Below are 15,835 nucleotides of genomic sequence, written 5' to 3'. Positions count from 1 at the left end.
TTGCGGGCGGACGCTCACAAAAACGCACGCTCGCTGAAAGAACCACACGGACAGGAAAAATGCTCCACACGATTTCGGCCTTCGACCGCCTCGGCGAGGAAAATGCGTTCGCAGTGCTGGCGCGAGCCACGGCACTTGCCCATCAGGGCCGCGACATTGTCAATCTCGGCATCGGCCAGCCCGACTTCAAGACGCCGCAGCACATCGTCGAGGCCGCGATCAAGGCGCTGCGCGACGGCCATCACGGCTATACGCCGGCCAACGGCCTGCTGGCGACGCGCGAAGCGGTGGTCCGCCGCACGCTGGCCACTACCGGCGTCGAAGTCTCGCCGGAAGCGGTGATGATCCTGCCCGGCGGCAAGCCGACCATGTTCGCGGCGATCCTGATGTTCGGCGAGCCGGGCGCCGAAATCCTCTATCCCGATCCCGGCTTTCCGATCTACCGCTCGATGATCGAGTTCACCGGTGCTGCCCCCATCGCGGTGCCGATGCGCGAGGAGAACGGCTTTGCCTTTTCGGCTGCGGAGACCTTGGCGCTGATCACGCCGAAGACCAGGCTGCTGATCCTCAACTCGCCGGCCAATCCGACCGGCGGCGTCACGCCGCGCGCCGAGATCGAAAAGCTGGTCAGGGGGCTGCAAGCGCACCCGGACGTCGCCATCCTCTCCGACGAGATCTACGACGTGATGACCTATGACGGCGAGACGCACTGCTCGCTGCTCGCCTTCCCCGAAATCCGCGACCGGCTGATCGTGCTCAACGGCTGGTCGAAGACCTGGGCGATGACCGGTTGGCGCATGGGCTGGTCGATCTGGCCGAATGGCGACAAGGGCGCGCATCTCTACGACAAGGTGCGCAAGCTGGCGGTCAATTGCTGGTCCTGCGTCAACGCGCCGAGCCAGTATGCCGGCATAGCCGCCATCGACGGCCCGCAGGACGACGTCGACAAGATGATGCGCGCCTTCGACCGCCGCAGGAAGGTCGTGGTCGAGGGGTTGAATGCCTTGCCCGGCGTTTCCTGCATTACGCCGAAAGGCGCCTTCTATGCCTTCCCCAATGTTTCCAAGACCGGCTGGAAGGCCAAGAAGCTCGCCTCGGCGCTGCTCGAGGATGCCGGCGTGGCGCTGATCGGCGGCCCCGATTTCGGCATTCTCGGCGAAGGCTATGTCAGGCTGTCCTACGCGAATTCCGAAGAGAACATCCTGCGCGCGCTGGAGCGGATCGAGGCGTTCCTGGCGAAGTGAGGACGACGAAAGGAGACGCCAGATGTTCTATGCCATTCTTGCCTATCACGAGGAAGAAGCGATCACGGCACTGACGCCTGAGCAGGATGCGGCGCTGATGACCGATCTTCTCCAGATCAACGATCGGCTCTACCGGCAAGGCACCCTTGGGCCGGCGGCCCGGCTCGGCGCGACACAAGACGCCTGCACCTTGCGCGGGCCAGGCACCGGAATGGTTATCGACGGCCCCTTCGCCGAGACCAAGGAACAATTGCTGGGGCTCTATGTCGTCGACTGCGCCAACCGTGACGCCGCCATCGACATTGCGCGCGACCTTCGCCGCGTCAATCCGACCGCCGTCTACGAAATCCGCCCGATTTCGCTATATTTACCCGGCGTGCCGCTTCCGGTCACCCGGCCCTAGGACGTAGACTCAACGTGGCCAGATGCGGATTGCGACGAGTTTTAGGGCGGCAAGAAAGTTCTCAGCCAGCTTGTCGTAACGCGTCGCGATGCGACGGAACTGTTTGGCTTTGTTGAAGAAGCGCTCGATCAGGTTACGGGCTTTGTATAGGAAGGGCTGAAGCAGATCGGGGCCTTGCGATAGGCTTTGGGGGATATTGGCCCAAGTGTTCTGGTCGGTGATGGCAGTGCGCAATGCGTTGGCATCGTAGCCCTTGTCGGCGAGCAGCATCGCACCTTCAGGCAAATCTTTGATCAAGTCCGCTGCGGAGGCAGACATTTGGCTATGAAAGTGACGTCCAGACCACACTCTCAAGATCGGGAGAGTAGCGGGCGATGATAGCCTCTTGATCATTTTCCTGCGTGAGAATTATCTGCTTCCCAGTAGCGTCACCGAGCAATCGCATAAAGCGGTCAAGCTTCTCAACCTCGGTTTTTCCGCTGACTTGCCTTGGATCGAAGTCGAACTCAATTTCGACAGGGCTGAAGAAGTGACATGCAAGCTGGATTGGCCCGACGTAAAAAGACAGTAAGCTGCCTGTTTCGCTTTCCAGGGCCGCTTCGACGCCCAATGGCATCGACTCGATCTTGCCGGAGACACTGAAACTAGCAGGCGGGGTCCATTCGAGGAGGATGTCCCAGACGACCTGCCAATCTGCCTCAGACGTGTTCAGAACGTAGATGTCTCGCCAGGAGCCGTCCCAAGCGAAATCCGATGCTATCTGTTCCCAATTCATGCATGAACCATTCTCTATGACTGCAATTCAAGCATGACATGTGCCATGACCGCTTTCCACAAATCCCAAGCCCGCTTTCCACCTATCCCGGTCATTCCGCATTTATGAGTTTACGGCCTAGTCTAGTGCATGTCGCCCAAAGTGCGCAGCGGTTTTGGGACAACGACATGTATACAACCTGGACCGGTTGCCTACCCTCGCCCGACAAACGGCATCTTCGTCGCCATCACGGTCATGAACAGCACGTTCGCGTCGAGCGGCAGGCTGGCCATATGGAGGACGGCATCGGCGACGCGCTCGACATCCATCACCGCTTCGGCGGCAATGGTGCCGTTGGCTTGCGGCACGCCGACCGTCATCGCCTGCGCCATGTCGGTCAGCGCGTTGCCGATGTCGATCTGGCCGCAAGCAATGTCGAAGGGCCTGCCGTCCAGCGCCAGCGTCCTGGTCAGCCCGGTGATGGCGTGCTTGGTCGCCGTATAGGGCACCGAGCCCGGCCGTGGCGCATAGGCCGATACCGAGCCGTTGTTGATGATGCGGCCGCCCATCGGCTGCTGCCTGCGCATGGCGCCGAACGCGGCGCGAGCACACAGGAACGAGCCGGTGAGATTGACCCCGACGATGTCGTTCCACACGTCGACCGGGATGTCGTCGATCAATGTCGATTTGTAGCTCGTGCCGGCATTGTTGAAGAGCAGGTCGACGCGCCCGAAAGCCGCAGCCACCGTCTCGAACAGATCGTCGACCTGATCGGCCTTGCTGATGTCGCAGGCGAAGGCCAATGCCTTGGCCTGCGTCGGCCCGGCCGCGGCGATCGCATCCTCCAGCACCGGCTTGCGGCGACCGCAGAAGACCGTATTCCAGCCGGCCTTGAGCAGCGCCGTGGCGACGCTTTTGCCGATGCCCGTGCCGGCGCCGGTGACGATGGCGGTTTTATAGTCGGTCATGGCTGTACTCCCTGAAAGGGATGAGGCATCGCAAATGACGGGAACCATGGCAAGCCGGCCCAAAGCCTGTGCTCACAAAAAGGGCGGCCGTTGGCGACCGCCCCTGATCCGAACCGGGCATGGGAGGAGGAAAACCGATCCGACTGACTGAAATCATGCGCTCACCGGATTAACGAGAAGCTAACGCCAACGGCGCCGAGCTCCGAGGCTTCCTCTTCGAGCTACCAGCGCGAGCCTGCGACCGGCTTGGCCGTGCTGCCCGCTGCCGGCACCTTCGCCGCCGTCACCGTCGCCTCGACATGGTCGACCAGCGCATCCGGCAGGCCGAGACGGCCGGCAAGCAGGTCGAGATAGCCGCGTTCGGCCCGCGTGTCCGGATCGATGGCAAGACGCGAGGCGGTGTAGAGTTCCAGCTTTTGCGCATCGGTCTTGGCCCCGGCGATCAGCACATCCAGATCGAGCGGCGCCTCCAGTTCCGACATCAGGAATTTCTCCGCTTCGGCGCCGACGCCGGCGAGGCTGAGCTTGCCGGCGATCTTCTGCCGCTCTTCGTCATCGACGTGACCGTCGGCCTTCGCCGCCGAGATCATCGCCCTGACCAGCGTCAGCGTGAATTCGTCTTCGCCCTGCGGCGCTTGCGACGGATGGAAGGCGGTATCGGCCGGCGGCGGCAGCAATTCCGGTTCGCCTGCAGCTTGCGTCTCGGCCGGCGCGTTGCCGTTCTTGTAGTTCTGGTAGGCCTTGTAGGCGAGGCCGCCGATCGCAGCCAACCCACCAAGCTTCACCGCCGCACCGGTGACCTGACGGCCGGGGCCGGTTCCGAGCAGCACCGCGGCCAGCGCGCCGGCGGCAAGCGGATTGTCCTTGGCCATCTGCACCGCCTGCCCCGCCTTGTCGCGGACGGTCGATCCGGTGCCAGGAATTTGCGAGCCGAGCAGATCGTCGAGGAGCTTTTTGGGATCGAACATCTATGCCTCCAGAATTGGCCCGGCCGAAGGTGCGCGGGCAGGGTTTGCACGTCGAAGACCTAGGTCCCGCAGTTTGACATTACAATGACGCGGCGCGTCCTTTTGCCCGCTGCCACGCATGACCTCGCACCGACATCTGCTTGGATCTCACGCGGAAATTACAGTGCTGCAGCCTCCTTCCGCGTCAAAAAACGCGCGGCGCTGTGGACATCGGACGTGTCGAAACCAGCTTCGACTTCGGTAATGTCGCGGCATGTCGCTTGAGAGGAGCCTGGCATGACCGATGAGACAGACCGCCAGCCGGCACGCGATCCCCAGGAGCTGGAGCGCCTGCTGATTTCGCGGCAATGGGTCGGAGACATTGACGGCATGGCCGCGCTTTTCGAGCCACATGCAGTCATCGACAGCGGTGGCGGACACCTGACGTTCGGCCGCGAAGCCATCCGGGCGCTGTTCGCGGAGATCACCGCAACCGGCCGAAAATTTCAGTCCGGAGATCAGCGCCCGGCTGTCGTCAATGGCGACCTGGCGCTGACCTCGACCCGGCTTCCCGACGGCACCATCACCACCGAGGTCGCGCGCCGGCAGAGCGACGGGACATGGCTGTGGGTCATCGATCGTTTCTCTATTGCTTGACGTGAAGTTGCTTAACGTGAAGCTAACTTCCGATGTGGCGGTCGCCGCGTGCTTGCGCCAGCTCGACCTGGTGCTGGCGCTCGGCGTAGCGGGCGCGATCTTCGTCCGAGCGGGCATCGAAGCAATGCGGGCATGAAACGCCGGTGGCATATTGCGGCGACAGCCGGTCTTCCGCGGCTAGCGGATGCCGGCAGGCGCGGCAGAGTTCGGCCTCGCCTTCGACCAGCCCGTGCGATACCGAAACGCGCTCGTCGAAGACGAAGCATTCGCCTTGCCAGAGGCTCTGTTCGGCGGGCACATCCTCGAGATATTTCAGAATGCCGCCTTTGAGGTGGAACACATCCTCCAAACCGAGCGACTTCACATAGGCCGTCGCCTTCTCGCAGCGTATGCCGCCGGTGCAGAACATGGCGACCTTGCGCCCGTCTAGCTCGTGCCGATGCTGCTCGACCCAGGCCGGGAATTCGCGGAAGCTGTTGGTGGCGGGATCGACAGCGCCCTTGAAGGTGCCGAGCGACACCTCGTAGGCGTTGCGCGTGTCGATGACGATGGTACCCGTATCCGAGATCAGTGCATTCCAGTCGGCCGGCGCGACATAGGTGCCTGCACCTGCCGCCGGATCGATATTGTCCACGCCCATGGTGACGATCTCGCGCTTCAACCGCACCTTCATGCGGTGGAACGGCATCGTTGCGGCGCTGCTGTATTTGATCTCGAGGCCGGCGAGACCGTCGATGGATTCGAGATGATCGATGAGCGCGGCGATTGCCGCTTCACTGCCGGCGACCGTGCCGTTGATGCCCTCATGCGCCAACAGCAGCGTGCCTTTGATGCCGCGTGCGCAGCAGAAGGCGGCGAGCGGCGCGCGCAGCGCCTCGAAGGTGTCGAGCCGGGCGAAGCGGTAAAGCGCGGCAACGCGGAAGGCTTGGCTGGGCAGTGTCATCACCAAGCCACTAAACGCTCACGGCAGCCGGATCAAGGCAGAGCCGGGTGCGGTCTGATCGCGGAGGTTTCGAACACCACGCGTGACATCGCGACACGCCGCGTTTCGTGGACAGAAAAACCGCCTTCTGCTAACCGGTCGACTTGATCAACAGAGGAGAGACGACGAATGCCCAGCACGACCGAAAAGCTCCTGTCGCTCCTCAACGGCCAGCCGGTCATACCGGTGCTGAAGATCGCCAATCCCGCCGACGCGGTGCCGCTGGCCCGGGCGCTGGCCCGCGGCGGCCTGCCGGCGATCGAGATCACGCTGCGCACCGCCGACGCGCTGGAGGCGATCCGCCGGGTGGCGGGCGAGGTTGAAGACGCCGTCGTCGGCGCCGGCACCATCCTGGACGCCCGGCAGTTCGGCGAGGCGGCGGCCGCCGGTTCGAAGTTCATCGTCAGCCCCGGCATCACCCGCGAGCTTCTCGCGGCAGCCAAGGACAGCGACGTGCCGTTGCTGCCCGGCGCCATCACGCCGGGAGAGGTCATGGCCGCCCGCGAAGCCGGCCTGCGCTTTCTGAAATTCTTCCCGGCCGAACAGTCGGGCGGCATCGCTTCGCTCAAGGCTTTCGCCTCGCCGCTTGCCGACGTGAAATTCTGCCCGACCGGCGGTATCACCGGCAAGAATGCCGCCGACTACCTCAGCCTGCCCAACGTCATCTGCGTCGGCGGTTCCTGGGTGGCGCCGGACGATCTGGTCAAGGCCGGCAAATGGGACGAGATCGAAGCCTTGGCGCGCGCGGCAAGCAAGCTCGGGCGCTAGCATCTTCTGCATCAAAAGCCGCCGCCGATCTGGTTCGCCGGGCTGGTTCCCGCTCATGGGCTCGAACCACGATTCACGCCTTCAAAGGGCGCTGTCCTACCATTAGACGAAGCGGGAGAATGCCGACCGCTGGTTAGCATCCCTGGATGAAGGAAGCCAGTGCCGGCGGTGGAGGCCGCGCGGGGTGCCAGCGCAGCCTTTACGATATTTGCCCAGCGCGGCCTACTCGGTCTTGAAGCGGGCCACCGACATGAACTTGACGGCTTTGCCGGTGAACCGGTTTGCGTCGGCCATCTCGTTGCCCGGCTGGAAGCCTATCGTATAGACCTCGCTCGGTGCCGTACGGACGAAGTCGTAGGCGTAGCGCGGCGCCGTTGTCGCATCTGAAACGGTTGCGACATACTCACCGCTGTGCAGCGCCCACCGGGCGGCCTGCGGCGCGGCGGCGACCACCACCGGCTTGGGGCCGGGCTTCAGGTCGCGGGCGGTGGCCCTGGGTTCCTTGCGTGTGGTCTTCACGCCTGCACCGATGACGGCGGCCGGATCGGAGCCGGCCGGGCGGGCAACGATGGCCTCGCGCGGCGATGCCCCGTCGCTCGATGCCCCGTCGTCGCTCGCCGGTTCCTCGAACACCGATGCTTGCTCGGAAAGCGACGCGACCTTGTATTCGTCGGTCGCGCTGACCCTTTCCAGAACGGCCTTGACCTCGTCGGGCTGGGAACTGTCGGGCCGCGCCGACGGCAACACCGAGAATGCGTCGGTGGCGGTGTTGCTCCGCTCGGCCGCACTCGCCAGCGCCAGCAACACTTGCTTGTCCTGCGGCGCAAGACTAGCAGGCGAAAGATCGGCCGGCAGCGAATGATCGGGCCGCCAGCTCGGCACGGGAACGTTGTTTGCCGCGACCTGCACCGGGCCGGCCGCAGCAGACGGGTCTGCTATGCCGAACGGAACATTTGCCGGCGCCGCGCTTGCCGGCGCTTGCGCGGTCGCCACCGCCTGTTCAGTCGATCCAGCCGCATCCGCCACGCCGAACGGAACGTTCTCAGGCGGCTGGGCGCCGACGTCCGTCTTCGGGCGCGGAGCAAAATCCGGCAGCGGAATGCTGCGCGCCGGCAATGCCGCGATGATCGTCTCCGGCGTGTCATCCTCCGGTTCAGGCGCAGGCGCCGGAGCATCAGCGACTTCCGGAATCTGAGCGCGCTTGGCATCCTGAGGCGCGACGATGGCAATGCCAGGCAGGTTGCTGCTCTTGGCGGACGGCGCCGGCTTCACGTTACGGGGCTTTGGCGCCGGCTCGGCCATCGCCACGTCGGCGCTGTCGTCCGCCTCGTCGTCGCCACCGCCGAAGAGGGCTGCCAAGAACCCACGGGATTTTTTGGCACCGCCGCTTGCGCTGGCGAGTTCGATGGCCGGCGCGCCGGCCCCCTTGCGGGCTTTGTAGGAGGCGAGCGCCTGTTGATAGCCAGGCAGCGGCTTGCCGTCGCTCGGCACATGCAGCGTCTTGCCGTTGGGGAACACGCGCGCCAGTTCCTGGCGGCTGATGCCGGGCCAGTGGCGTACATTGCCGACATCCATATGCACGAAGGGCGAGCCGGAGCTGGGATAGTAGCCGACGCCGCCGCCCTGCATCCTGAGGCCGACGTCGCGCAGCTTCTTCAGCGGCACGCCGGGAATATAGAAATCCATCGCCCTGCCGAGCATGTGCTGGCTTTTTTCGGCGACGCCCCTGCTGCGGCTGCGCAGCATCGAATTCGTGGCCGGCGAACGATAGCCGCAGACGACCTGTATGTAGTCGGTGGCGCCGCTCTCCCGATAGGCCTCCCAGACCAGGTCCAGCAGGCGCGGATCCATCTTGGTCGGCTCGTTGCGACGCCAGTCGCGCAGGATGATGTTGATCTTTCGCAAGCCCGCCTGGTCGTAGCGGCCGTTGCGCTTGTAGACGATCTCCGCCTTTTCATGCGTGTGGAGATGATAGAGCTTCAGCGAACGTGTCTCGGCGCTGGCGCCGGTTGCCGCCGCTGCAAGGAACCCGACGGCAACAATCACCGCTGCCAGCCATCTCGGCCAGACGCTCATGTGATAATGCCGCCCGTTTTCGTGTCGTTCGATTCTGTTCAAATCAAAAGGCCTTGCAGGCTGCCGTTTTGTCCCCGGATTTGACCAAACGGATGCGTGGTGTGTGCATCCGAATATCGATCCTAATGGTTAATCATCGCTTATTGAAGCCGAAATGCGGTAACACGGTGGCGATATCCCGCCAAAAATATTGCGCAGGATATCTTGGTAAACCGCTGGTTTAGATCATGTTTTGGCGCCAGCTCGAAACACGATCTGTTACCGTCCGCCTTAATACGTGAACACTGTGGCGAACACATCATTTCGAGGCGCAGTTGCGTGGAATGATGTCCGGATGAGAACCGGCTTGGCCCTGTGACTCAGGAAGCGAGCCGTTCGACGCGGCCGGTTTCCGGGTCGATGCCGTATTCCTTGAGCTTGCGGTAGAGCGTCGACCGGCCGATGCCGAGGCGGCGGGCGACTTCGCTCATCTGGCCGTTATAGTGATCGATGGCGAGCTTGATCATTTCGAGTTCGACGTCGGCCAGCGCACGCACATTGCCGCGCTCGTCGAGCGCCCGCAGCGTGCCGAAACGAGGCTTGGCTGGTGCATCGGCGTCGGCGGCTGCGATGCCGCCAGCGGCCGATATGTTGTCGCGCGGCTGGCTGCCCGAAGCCACTCCGGAAGCTGGCCACCCTGGAGTTGGCCCCCCTGAAGCTGGCCACCCTGGAGCTGGCAAGGCGATACCCGAATCGAGATTGACCGTGCCCTCGACTTGCGCCCGGATCTGCGGGAACTCTTCTTCGGTCAGCATGTCGCCGTCGGCAAGCACCGAAGCCCGGAAGACGGCATTTTCGAGCTGCCTTATGTTGCCCGGCCAGTCATAGGCCTGCAGCATGGCAAGCGCCGCAGCCGAGATGCCCCGCAGGCGGTGGCGCGGATCGGCGGGCGCCACCTTCTCCATGAAGTGCTCGACCAGATAGGGGATGTCGCCGCGACGGTCGCGTAATGGCGGCACGAAGATCGGATAGACGTTCAGCCGGTAGAACAGGTCCTCGCGGAACTTGCCGTCCTTGACCTGCTGCAGCAGGTTGCGATGGGTTGCCGAGATCAGCCTGATGTCGACCCTGACGGTCGAGCGGCCGCCAACCGGATCGACCTCGCCGTCCTGTACGGCGCGCAACAGCTTGACCTGCACGTCGAGCGGCAGGTCGCCGATCTCGTCAAGGAACAGCGTGCCGGTGTGCGCTTCGACGAACTTGCCGGTATGTTTTTCGGTGGCGCCGGTGAACGAGCCCTTCTCGTGCCCGAACAGGATCGATTCGACCAGATTGTCGGGGATGGCGCCGCAATTGACGGTGACGAAGGGTTTCGAGCGGCGGTCGCCGCTGCCCTGGATGGCGCGCGCCACCAGTTCCTTGCCGACGCCGGATTCACCTTCGATCAGGATCGGAATGTTGGACGCCGCCGCCTTGCTGCCGAGCCGGATCACCCGATCCATCGCCGGACTGTGGGTGATCATGTCCTTGAACGTCAGATGGCCGCCGCGCTGCCGTGACGAGCGCTTCACTTCGCCTTCGAGCGCTTCGACCTTGAGGGCGTTGCCGATCGACGCCTGCAGCCTGTCGGGAGAGGCCGGCTTGACGACGAAGTCGAAGGCGCCGTGACGCATTGCCGAAACGACGGTTTCGATGCCGCCCTGTGCGGTCTGCACGATGACGGGAATGTGGATGCCACGCTCGCGCATCGCCTTCAGCACGCCGATGCCATCGAGGCCCGGCATCATCAGGTCGAGGATGATCACCGACACGTCGCGCGCATTGGGTCCGTCGACGAGATCGAGACCGGCCTCGCCGCCATCGGCGACGATCGCGGTGTGGCCGAATTTCGTCACCGCCGCCTCGAGCAGCCTGCGCTGCACGGGATCGTCATCGACTATGAGTATGGAAGCTGCCATGACTGATCCGACCGTGCCCGCCCGAGAATGCGCCCTATGGATCATCTTGGCACAGGGTTCTAAATAAGCTTTCAAAAAACCCGGTGAATGAATTCCTTAGGATTTGACCGGCTTCTCGTTTCCTCGAATTTTTGTGTCTGGAAGGATCGGCAATGCGCATGGTTTTTGCTCGAAAGCTGGCGGCGGCGCCCGGTCAGGGCGTGGCGGAGCTTGGCGACCTGCCGGAATGGAATCTAGCCGATCTCTATTCGGGCATGGAGGCGCCCGAGTTGAAGCGCGACATCGCCAAGGCCGCCGCCGATGCCATCGCCTTCGAGAGCCGTTGGAAAGGCACGCTCGCCGCCGAGGCCGGGCGTGGCGGCGCCGGCAGGCTTGGCGAGGCGCTTCAGGTCTATGAAGTGCTGGAGGAGCTGATCGGCCGCATCGTCTCCTATGCCGGGCTTGTCTATGCCGGCAACACGTCGGATCCGCAGCGCGCCAAGCTCTATGGCGACATCCAGGAAAAGATGACCGATGCCAGCGCGCACCTGCTGTTTTTCGCGCTCGAGCTGAATCTCATTGACGATGGTGCGATCGAAACCGCACTCGCCGCCGATCCGGCCTTCGCCCATTACCGGCCCTGGGTGCTCGATCTGCGCAAGGATAAGCCCTATCAGCTCGAAGACCGCATAGAGCAGCTCTTCCATGAAAAATCGATCACCGGGCGCGGGGCCTGGAACCGCCTGTTCGACGAGACGATGACCGATTTGCGCTTCGACGTCGACGGCGAGGAGCTGACGCTGGAGCCGGCGCTCAATCGCCTCCAGGACGCAGACAGCGAGGTGCGCCGCCGGGCGTCCGAGGCGCTGGCCACGACCTTCCGCAAGAATTTGCGCGTCTTTACGCTGGTCACCAACACGCTGGCCAAGGACAAGGAGATCTCCGACCGCTGGCGCGGCTTCGAGGACATTGCCGATTCCCGCCATCTCGCCAATCGCGTCGAACGCAGCGTGGTGGATGCGCTCGCCGCCGCGGTTCGCGACGCCTATCCACGCCTGTCGCATCGCTATTACGCGATGAAGGCGCGCTGGCTCGGCATGGAGGTGATGAACCACTGGGACCGCAATGCGCCATTGCCCGAGACCCCACAGGCGGTCATCGGCTGGGACGAGGCCAAGAACACCGTGCTTTCCGCCTACCAGCGCTTTTCGCCCGACATGGCGGAGATCGCCAGAACTTTCTTCGACCGCAACTGGATCGATGCACCGGTGAGACCCGGCAAGTCGCCTGGCGCCTTCGCCCATCCGACCGTGCCTTCGGCGCATCCCTATGTGCTGCTCAACTACATGGGCAAGCCGCGCGACGTGATGACGCTGGCGCACGAGCTCGGCCACGGCGTGCACCAGGTGCTGGCCGGCGGCCAGGGCGCCCTGATGGCATCGACGCCGCTGACGCTGGCCGAAACCGCATCGGTGTTTGGCGAAATGCTGACCTTCCGCTCGCTGCTCGAGCAGACCACCGACAAGCGCGAACGCAAGGCCATGCTCGCCCAGAAGGTCGAGGACATGATCAACACGGTCGTGCGCCAGATCGCCTTCTACGAGTTCGAGCGTAAGGTGCATGCCGAGCGCAGGAGCGGCGAACTGACCTCCGACAAGCTCGGCCAGTTCTGGTTGGAAGTGCAGGCGGAAAGCCTCGGGCCGGCGATCAAGCTGCGCGAAGGGTACGAGGTTTTCTGGACCTATATCCCGCACTTCATCCACTCGCCTTTCTACGTCTATGCCTACGCATTCGGCGATTGCCTGGTGAACTCGCTCTACGCGGTCTACCAGAACGCCGAGCGCGGCTTTCAGGAGAAATATTTTGCCATGCTGCGCGCCGGCGGCACCAAGCATCATTCCGAGCTTCTAGCGCCGTTCGGCCTCGACGCGGCCGACCCTGCCTTCTGGCAGATCGGGCTTGGCGTGATCAACGGACTGATCGACGAGCTGGAAACACTGGACAAGTGATGCGCAACACTGGGCGATGCGCAACACCGGATGACCGGGTTTTCCAGAACAGTTTAGCAGCAACGCATATTGGCGATGGTCTATTCTTGTCTTGGTTATTTGTTCTTAAATAACTTTCCATGGAAGTTTTCCGTTAGATTCCCGTAAGCTGTATGATAGCGTCCGCCCTCAAGCTCAGCCGGGCACGAATGGATCCGGTCGGAAAATCCCGACCGGCCATGGCGTGTCGGCGGATGCGACAACGGTTGTTGGCCAGGGGCAAACCGGTCGCCGACAGCTCGATCGAAGCCGGCTGTTCTGCAAATTGCGGAACCACCATCGAATGGTCCTTCGCCGAGGTCATGGCTCTACAGGCCAGGGCGGACGGATCGGACTGGAGAGAGAAAGACAATGGGCACTTTTTTCTACATGCTCCTGGCGTTCCTGGTAGGTGTGTTGGTTGGCTGGTTCATTTGGGGACGCCTGCGTGGCGAACTCGACAGTTTGCGCGGCGATCTAGACCGCACGCGCAGCGAACGCGACAGATTGCGGGCCGATAGCGACCGTCTGACCGGTGAGTTGGATGCATGCGGCCGCGCCCGCGCCGATCTCGAACGCCGGCTGGGCGAGGCGAAAACCACCCAGGCGCCAACCGCGAAGGCGGCAACAGCTAAGGCGCCAGCCGCCAAGGCCGGTGCGACCAAGGCGGCGATGCAGGCGCCGTCAACCCTGATGTCGACATCCGCACCGGCCAAACCGGCGCCGAAGAAATCTGCAACGGCGAAGGCCGCGACCGCGCCACGCGCAAGTGCCGCGAAAACGGCAACGCCGAAACCGCCTGCATCGAAAGCGAGCGCCGCGCCGACGACCGCGCCGGCGGCAACCAAGGCTGCGCCGGCGGCAAAGAAAGCCGCGACCGGCAAGGCAACAGCCACTGCCCCAGGCAAAGCCAACGATCTGCGTCGCCTGATCGGCATCGGCCCGACTAACGAGCGGCTGCTCAAGGGGCTTGGGGTCACGACCTATGCCCAGATCGCCGCCTGGACACCCGACGATGTCAAGCGGATCGAGGCGACGTTGAATTTCGACGGCCGCATCGAACGTGAACGCTGGATCGAGCAGGCGAAACTGCTTGCCGCCGGCGACGAAAAGGAATTTGCGCGCCGCTTCCCGACCGCGGGAGAAGCCAGCAACACCTGATCCATCGCAAGGCGGCATCGGGAACAAGGCGGCGCTCTCGGGCGCCGCTTTTGTTTTTGCCCGCCGCGCCTTTGCGTCTTGAGACGCCGTTCCCTCGATTGCGCACGGTCGAGCCCCCATATAGATCGATCGCTGGTGACCGCAGCATCCGAGCCTTATGTCCCTGCCCCTGCCCTTTGCAATTTTCAGGAACGACGAGACCGCGCGGCAGCTCGTTTTCGACCGGCCGGCCGAGTTAATCGCAGCGCATGGCGAGGCGGATTTTTTGCCGGCGCTGGAAGCCGCGCAGGCTGCACATGACGGCGGCAAATGGCTGGCCGGTTATTTCTCCTACGAGGCCGGTTACCTGCTCGAACCCAAGCTCGTTCCGCTGCTGCCGGCCGGCCGCCGCGCCCCGCTTTTTTGCCTCGGCGTGTTCGATGCGCCGGTCGAGCAGACGGTCGCGCCAGGCGATCCGCCGGCCAGCAACGGCCCAATCTTCGACGCCAAGGCAGCCTGGTCTTCGGACGACTACGCCAAACGCTTTGCCAGGCTGCATGACCACATCCGCAAGGGCGACTGCTACCAGGGCAATCTGACCTTTCCGGTCCATGCGCAGTGGTCGGGCGACCCGCTGGTCGCCTTCAACGCGCTGACCGAACGCCAGCCGGTGAAGTATGGGGCGCTGGTCGCGCTCGGCGATCCGATCGTCTTGTCGCGTTCGCCCGAACTGTTCTTCGAGGTGGACGCGGAAGGCATGATCGAGACGCATCCGATGAAGGGCACCGCGCCGCGCGGCGCAACAAAAGCCGAGGACGATCGCCTGAAAGCGTTCTTGCGCAACGACGAGAAGAACCAGGCCGAGAACCGGATGATCGTCGATCTCCTGCGCAACGACATCTCACTGATCAGCGAGGTTGGCACGCTCGATGTGCCGGAGCTTTTCCGCATCGAGAGCTACCCGACCGTCCACCAGATGGTGAGCCGCGTGCGGGCGAAACTCTTGCCCGGCCTCGCCATCCATCAGATTTTCGCCGCGCTGTTCCCCTGCGGCTCGATTACCGGCGCACCGAAGATCCGCGCCATGGAGATCCTGCGCGAGCTGGAAAGTGGCCCGCGCGATGTCTATTGCGGCGCCATAGGCTGGATCGCGCCCGGCGGCCGGATGCGCTTTTCGGTGGCGATCCGCACCATCTCGCTCTTTGCCAATGGCGAGGCGGTCTACAATGTCGGCGGTGGCGTCGTCTTCGATTCGACAGCCGAAGAGGAGTACCAGGAGTGTCTGCTGAAAGCCCGTTTCGCGACGGGAACACTGCCGATTTCGAACTGATCGAAACAATGCGCTGGGAACCCGGCTCGGGTTTCCTCCGTTTCGACCGCCATCTCGCGCGGCTTTACGGCTCGGCAAGCGAACTCGGTTTCGCCTGCGATCCGACAAGGGTCGGCGAAGCGCTGATGAATGCGGTCGGCCACCAACAGATCGCGTTGCGCACCCGCCTCGTCCTGTCGCGCAAGGGCGAAATGGCGGTGTCGGTGCAGCCCTACGAGCCGCTCGCCGCAGACAAGGTCTGGACCCTGCAGCTGGCGCGCGTGCGGCTTGATTCGAGCGATATGCTGCTGCGCCACAAGACCAGCCGCCGACAAACCTATACGCGCGCGCGCGCCGAATATCTCGCCGGGCGCGCCGACGAGGTGCTGCTCGCCAATGAGCGCGGCGAAATCTGCGAGGGCACGATCACCAATGTCTTTGCCGATTTCGGCGACGGCGTGCTGGCCACGCCGCGGCTCGATTGCGGCCTGCTGCCTGGCGTCCTGCGCGGCGAACTGCTGGATCAAGGCCGCGCCGGTGAAGCGGTCTACACGTGGAACGAACTGAAATCGGCCAAGGCGCTGTTCGTCGGCAACTCGCTGCGCGGATTGATCCCGGCGCGGCTGGGCTGAAGCATCTGGAGA

General features: G+C 63.6%; 15 protein-coding genes and 1 tRNA gene. 8 read left to right on the top strand and 8 right to left on the bottom strand.

Features of this window, described 5'->3' with window-relative positions; genetic code table 11:
- Window positions 1-59 precede the first annotated feature (59 nt).
- Entirely contained in the window at window positions 60-1,244 is a 1,185-nt protein-coding gene (locus tag NKH67_RS06045; protein ID WP_352469550.1) for a pyridoxal phosphate-dependent aminotransferase, read from the top strand.
- A 22-nt stretch (window positions 1,245-1,266) separates the two neighbouring features.
- The gene (locus tag NKH67_RS06040) at window positions 1,267-1,647 is read left to right on the top strand and encodes a YciI family protein (protein ID WP_254816974.1); all 381 of its coding nucleotides are present in this window, start codon (window positions 1,267-1,269) and stop codon (window positions 1,645-1,647) included.
- A gap of 9 nt (window positions 1,648-1,656) precedes the next feature.
- Here the strand turns inward: NKH67_RS06040 and NKH67_RS06035 are convergent, their stop codons facing one another.
- The 4 genes from NKH67_RS06035 to NKH67_RS06020 all read right to left on the bottom strand — a co-directional run bounded on the left by NKH67_RS06035 (window position 1,657) and on the right by NKH67_RS06020 (window position 4,337).
- Window positions 1,657-1,944, bottom strand: a complete 288-nt coding sequence (locus NKH67_RS06035; protein WP_352469549.1) for a transposase — start codon at window positions 1,942-1,944, stop codon at window positions 1,657-1,659.
- Window positions 1,945-1,969: 25 nt separating this feature from the next.
- On the bottom strand, window positions 1,970-2,422 hold the full coding sequence (locus NKH67_RS06030; RefSeq protein ID WP_352469548.1) for a hypothetical protein: 453 nt from the start codon (window positions 2,420-2,422) through the stop codon (window positions 1,970-1,972).
- A gap of 191 nt (window positions 2,423-2,613) precedes the next feature.
- On the bottom strand, window positions 2,614-3,369 hold the full coding sequence (locus NKH67_RS06025; RefSeq protein WP_352469547.1) for an SDR family oxidoreductase: 756 nt from the start codon (window positions 3,367-3,369) through the stop codon (window positions 2,614-2,616).
- Window positions 3,370-3,590: 221 nt separating this feature from the next.
- Window positions 3,591-4,337, bottom strand: a complete 747-nt coding sequence (locus tag NKH67_RS06020) for a tellurite resistance TerB family protein (RefSeq protein WP_352469546.1) — start codon at window positions 4,335-4,337, stop codon at window positions 3,591-3,593.
- A 276-nt stretch (window positions 4,338-4,613) separates the two neighbouring features.
- Here NKH67_RS06020 and NKH67_RS06015 point away from each other — a divergent pair, with 276 nt between their 5' ends.
- Entirely contained in the window at window positions 4,614-4,973 is a 360-nt protein-coding gene (locus tag NKH67_RS06015; RefSeq protein WP_352469545.1) for a YybH family protein, read from the top strand.
- 22 nt (window positions 4,974-4,995) lie between these two features.
- Here the strand turns inward: NKH67_RS06015 and trhO are convergent, their stop codons facing one another.
- Window positions 4,996-5,916, bottom strand: a complete 921-nt coding sequence (gene trhO / locus NKH67_RS06010; RefSeq protein WP_502893725.1) for an oxygen-dependent tRNA uridine(34) hydroxylase TrhO — start codon at window positions 5,914-5,916, stop codon at window positions 4,996-4,998.
- A gap of 168 nt (window positions 5,917-6,084) precedes the next feature.
- Between trhO and NKH67_RS06005 the strand changes: the two genes are divergently transcribed.
- Window positions 6,085-6,723, top strand: a complete 639-nt coding sequence (locus tag NKH67_RS06005; protein WP_352469543.1) for a 2-dehydro-3-deoxy-phosphogluconate aldolase — start codon at window positions 6,085-6,087, stop codon at window positions 6,721-6,723.
- A 43-nt stretch (window positions 6,724-6,766) separates the two neighbouring features.
- On the opposite strand, the gene NKH67_RS06000 is transcribed toward NKH67_RS06005, so the two are convergent.
- From NKH67_RS06000 to NKH67_RS05990, 3 genes are all read right to left on the bottom strand, one after another.
- A tRNA-Gln gene (locus NKH67_RS06000) sits at window positions 6,767-6,840 on the bottom strand.
- 105 nt (window positions 6,841-6,945) lie between these two features.
- Window positions 6,946-8,799 (bottom strand): peptidoglycan L,D-endopeptidase MepK, encoded by a 1,854-nt coding sequence (mepK, locus tag NKH67_RS05995; RefSeq protein WP_352469542.1) that lies wholly within the window; start codon window positions 8,797-8,799, stop codon window positions 6,946-6,948.
- A gap of 359 nt (window positions 8,800-9,158) precedes the next feature.
- Window positions 9,159-10,736 carry a sigma-54-dependent transcriptional regulator gene (locus tag NKH67_RS05990; protein ID WP_352501926.1) on the bottom strand — a complete coding sequence of 526 codons (1,578 nt, stop codon included), beginning with the start codon at window positions 10,734-10,736 and terminating at the stop codon, window positions 9,159-9,161.
- 152 nt (window positions 10,737-10,888) lie between these two features.
- Here NKH67_RS05990 and NKH67_RS05985 point away from each other — a divergent pair, with 152 nt between their 5' ends.
- The 4 genes from NKH67_RS05985 (at window position 10,889) to NKH67_RS05970 (ending at window position 15,823) form a co-directional block, all read left to right on the top strand.
- Complete coding sequence (locus NKH67_RS05985) at window positions 10,889-12,724, top strand: M3 family oligoendopeptidase (RefSeq protein ID WP_352469540.1); 1,836 nt, start codon at window positions 10,889-10,891, stop codon at window positions 12,722-12,724.
- Window positions 12,725-13,114: 390 nt separating this feature from the next.
- Window positions 13,115-13,903, top strand: coding sequence for a helix-hairpin-helix domain-containing protein (locus tag NKH67_RS05980; protein ID WP_352469539.1), 789 nt, complete (start codon window positions 13,115-13,117; stop codon window positions 13,901-13,903).
- Window positions 13,904-14,060: 157 nt separating this feature from the next.
- Window positions 14,061-15,212, top strand: a complete 1,152-nt coding sequence (locus tag NKH67_RS05975; RefSeq protein ID WP_352469538.1) for an aminodeoxychorismate synthase component I — start codon at window positions 14,061-14,063, stop codon at window positions 15,210-15,212.
- Window positions 15,161-15,823 carry an aminotransferase class IV family protein gene (locus tag NKH67_RS05970; protein WP_352469537.1) on the top strand — a complete coding sequence of 221 codons (663 nt, stop codon included), beginning with the start codon at window positions 15,161-15,163 and terminating at the stop codon, window positions 15,821-15,823. Before NKH67_RS05975 ends, NKH67_RS05970 begins: the two co-directional genes overlap by 52 nt.
- Window positions 15,824-15,835: the final 12 nt, after the last annotated feature.

The organism is Mesorhizobium sp. M0968, assembly GCF_040319065.1.
Classification (GTDB): domain Bacteria; phylum Pseudomonadota; class Alphaproteobacteria; order Rhizobiales; family Rhizobiaceae; genus Mesorhizobium.
This window is presented reverse-complemented; position numbering and strand designations above follow the sequence as displayed.